6 protein-coding genes are annotated in these 3,103 nt (G+C 68.7%); 2 read left to right on the plus strand and 4 right to left on the minus strand.

Features of this window, described 5'->3' with window-relative positions; translation table 11 throughout:
- The coding region (locus FV228_RS24965) for a DUF1236 domain-containing protein (RefSeq protein ID WP_147857015.1) at positions 1–296 on the plus strand (296 nt) is incomplete at its 5' end.
- Between the two features lie 139 nt (positions 297–435).
- Positions 436–711: a hypothetical protein gene (locus FV228_RS24970; RefSeq protein WP_147857016.1), complete on the plus strand. Its 276-nt coding sequence runs from the start codon at positions 436–438 to the stop codon at positions 709–711.
- A gap of 34 nt (positions 712–745) precedes the next feature.
- Here the strand turns inward: FV228_RS24970 and mscL are convergent, their stop codons facing one another.
- The 4 genes from mscL to FV228_RS33800 all read right to left on the minus strand — a co-directional run.
- On the minus strand, positions 746–1,174 hold the full coding sequence (gene mscL, locus FV228_RS24975) for a large conductance mechanosensitive channel protein MscL (protein ID WP_147857017.1): 429 nt from the start codon (positions 1,172–1,174) through the stop codon (positions 746–748).
- A 68-nt stretch (positions 1,175–1,242) separates the two neighbouring features.
- Positions 1,243–2,082 (minus strand): phosphatidylcholine/phosphatidylserine synthase, encoded by an 840-nt coding sequence (locus FV228_RS24980; protein WP_147857018.1) that lies wholly within the window; start codon positions 2,080–2,082, stop codon positions 1,243–1,245.
- Between the two features lie 6 nt (positions 2,083–2,088).
- Entirely contained in the window at positions 2,089–2,799 is a 711-nt protein-coding gene (locus FV228_RS24985) for a phosphatidylserine decarboxylase (RefSeq protein WP_147857019.1), read from the minus strand.
- A 103-nt stretch (positions 2,800–2,902) separates the two neighbouring features.
- The coding region (locus tag FV228_RS33800) for a hypothetical protein (RefSeq protein WP_210247819.1) at positions 2,903–3,103 on the minus strand (201 nt) is incomplete at its 5' end.

Consider the following 3,103-nt stretch of genomic DNA (forward strand, 5'->3'; position numbering starts at 1 on the left):
CCGGCCCGATCGGCGGGATCGTCGGCGGTGCCGTCGGTGCGGCCACCGGCACGGTGGGCGGCATCCTCGGCGTCGACATGGCGCCGCGCTTCCGCAGCTACGTCCGCGAGCGCAACGTCCGCTCGTACGATTACGACGGTCGCGTCGCCGTCGGCTCGACCCTGCCGTCCTCCGGCGTCACCTACTACGACGTCCCGAACGAGTACCGCGTGCAGCCGGGCTACCGCTACACCGTCGTGAACGACCGTCCGGTGCTGGTCGATCGCGGCCACCGGATCGTCGAGGTCATCGACTGATCGCACGGGCCGGTCCCGTGCCGGCCCACCGGGCCCCGGAGCGACCCGCTCCGGGGCCCGTCTTCGATCCGCAGGACGACGGAGGCGCAACGGTTCTCCAGCGAAGCCGTTGATCCGCCACGTGAACCATGAGGCGACCATGAGCCAGGATCCAGGCGACCCCGGCGCGACGCTGCCGGAACTGGTGCGCGATCACCTCGGCCAGCAATTGCGCGGCGTCCTGCCGGTCGGGACCGACAAGCCCCGCTTCCTCGGGGACGATCCGGCGCCGGACGCGTTCGAGCCGCAGATCCGCCGGCTCGAGACCCGGCTGAAGACCCATGAGGAGGGTACCGAGGCGGTCGGCCAGGCTCTCGACCAGATCCTCGACGCCCTGGGCGTGAAGCCGGACGACGCCGACAAGCCTCAGGCTTGAACGGTAAGCCCCCGGTCTGAAACGCGATGCCGCGTCAGACCCGCGGCTTCTCGGCCAGCAGATCGCGGATCTCCGACAGGAGCTTCACGTCCGCCGGAACCTCGGCCACAGCCTCGGGCTTCTTGGCCTCGGCGTTCTGAAGCTTGTTCATGGCCCGGATCACCAGGAACAGCACGAAGGCCACGATCATGAAGTTGATGGTCAACGTCAGGAACTGGCCGTAACCCAAGACGGCGCCTTGCTTCTTGGCGTCCACGTAGGGCAGGCCGGCCTGCACCTTCGATGAGAGCGGGATGTAGTAGTTCGAGAAATCGAGCCCGCCCGTGATCGCCCCGATCGCCGGCATGAACAGGTCCTGCACGGCGGAATTGACGATCGATCCGAAGGCCGCGCCGATGATCACGCCGACCGCGAGATCGACGACGTTCCCGCGCAGGGCGAATGTCTTGAATTCCTCGAGCATGCGCCGTCCCCCACCGATTCCGGGGTCAGACTACGGAAGATCGCCTGGAAAGCCAGCGCGGCGCCCGCCTATCCCCCGGTGATCGCAGGCCCGGCCGGGTCGTCGATCGCGGTGGCCGCCTCGGCCTTGGCGCGACGGCGGTACTGTGCGGCGACCACCGGGATGGTCAGCAAGTAGCCGCCGCTCACCGCCACCAGGGCCTCGAACGGGTAGCTGATCAGGATGCCGAACGCCGCGACGCCGAGCAAAAAGATCGGCAGGACGAGGCTGCGCGGCACCCGCTTGCCCATGGTCTTGCCCGAGAAGGTCGGGACCGTGGACACCACCAGCAGGGCGATGGCGAGCACGTAGATCAGGATCGCCGAGGCGATCCAGCCCTCTGCGCTGAAGCCGAGGAAGTGCAGGTAGAGCGGCAGCATCGCGGTCAGCGCGCCCGCAGGGGCCGGCATGCCGACGAAGAAGTCCTTCTTCCATTCCGGCCGGTTCGGGTCGTCCAGCATGGCGTTGAAGCGGGCGAGCCGCAGCGCCATGGCGATGGCGAAGATCAGCGCCACGATCCAGCCGGCGGATTTCAGGTGGAACAGCGCGAAGCCGTAGAGGATCAGCGCCGGCGCGCAGCCGAAATTCACGAAGTCGGCCAGCGAATCGAGTTCGGCCCCGAAGCGCGAGGTGCCCTTGAGCAGCCGCGCCACCCGCCCGTCGATGCCGTCGAGCACGCCGGCCGCCACCACGGCGATGACGGCGGGCTCGAACTTGCCTTCGAAGGCCAGCCGGATCGCCGTCAGCCCGAGGCAGAGCGCCATCAGGGTGATCATGTTGGGCGCGATCATCCGGAACGGCACCGGCTTGAACCGGCGCGGGCGCGGCTCGTTCGGATCCGGTGCGAAGGGCGGGAACAGGTCGTCCATGGCCGTCTAGATCCGCTTGAACTGCCGCCCGGGGCCGCCGCCGAGGTCGGCCAGCACCGTCTCGCCGGCCACAGCCTTCTGGCCGAGCCCGACCAGCACGGTGGCGCCCGCCGGCAGGTAGACGTCCACCCGGGAGCCGAACCGGATCAGGCCGAACCGCTCGCCCACCGACAGCACGTCGCCGGCCGAGACGAACCCGACGATCCGCCGCGCCACCAGGCCGGCGATCTGGACCACGCCGACGCGCTTGGCCTGCCCGGCATGACTGGTCTCGATCACCATCCCGTTGCGCTCGTTGTCGTCGCTGGCCTTGTCGAGTTCGGCGTTGAGGAACAGGCCGGGCGTGTAGTGGATCTGGCCGATTCGCCCTGAGACCGGCACCCGGTTCACGTGGCAGTCGAACACGTTCATGAACACCGAGACCCGCAAGGTGGGCACCTGCGGCAGGTCGAGTTCGGGCGGCGGCAGCACGGTGGCGATCAGGTTGACGCGCCCGTCCGCGGGCGAGACCACGAGCCCGTCTTCCACCGGGGTGATCCGCTCCGGGTCGCGGAAGAAGTAGCAGACCCAGAGGGTGAGGATCAGGAAGATCCAGCCGAAGAACTGCGAGAAATAGCCGGCCAGCACCGTGAGCACGATGCCGATCAGGATGAAGGGATAGCCCTCCTTGTGGATCGGCACGAGCGTCCGACGGATCGTCTCGATCAGGTCTGTCATCGTGTTCCGGACTCAACGGCGCCGCGGGCGGGCGGACATGTCGGACGCGCGGATGGCAGCCCGCCGGGCCGGCGTCAACGTGTCGGGGCTTTCCGCCTCTCTATCAGACATGCGTCATCGTCCCCACCCGCCTGCCGCGCCGGGCCCGGTAATCCAACCCCGAGGGACGCGGGATGCCACGGGGACCCTGGCGCCGGCTATGGCTGTACGGCATCCGCGATTGCACCTTCTGCCGGCACCTCTGATACAGGTCCCCCATGATGGGCAGGCCGCGCTCGCGACGACGGCGCGAGCCGAGCGCGGC

Origin of the sequence: Methylobacterium sp. WL18 (genome assembly GCF_008040015.1) — a bacterium.
GTDB lineage: Bacteria > Pseudomonadota > Alphaproteobacteria > Rhizobiales > Beijerinckiaceae > Methylobacterium > Methylobacterium mesophilicum.

Bases quoted from the DNA above. Each gene is read 5' to 3' on its own strand.
- FV228_RS24970 (WP_147857016.1), top strand. From the start codon at position 436: ATGAGCCAGGATCCAGGCGACCCCGGCGCGACGCTGCCGGAACTGGTG.
- mscL (WP_147857017.1), bottom strand. From the start codon at position 1,174: ATGCTCGAGGAATTCAAGACATTCGCCCTGCGCGGGAACGTCGTCGAT.
- FV228_RS24980 (WP_147857018.1), bottom strand. From the start codon at position 2,082: ATGGACGACCTGTTCCCGCCCTTCGCACCGGATCCGAACGAGCCGCGC.
- FV228_RS24985 (WP_147857019.1), bottom strand. From the start codon at position 2,799: ATGACAGACCTGATCGAGACGATCCGTCGGACGCTCGTGCCGATCCAC.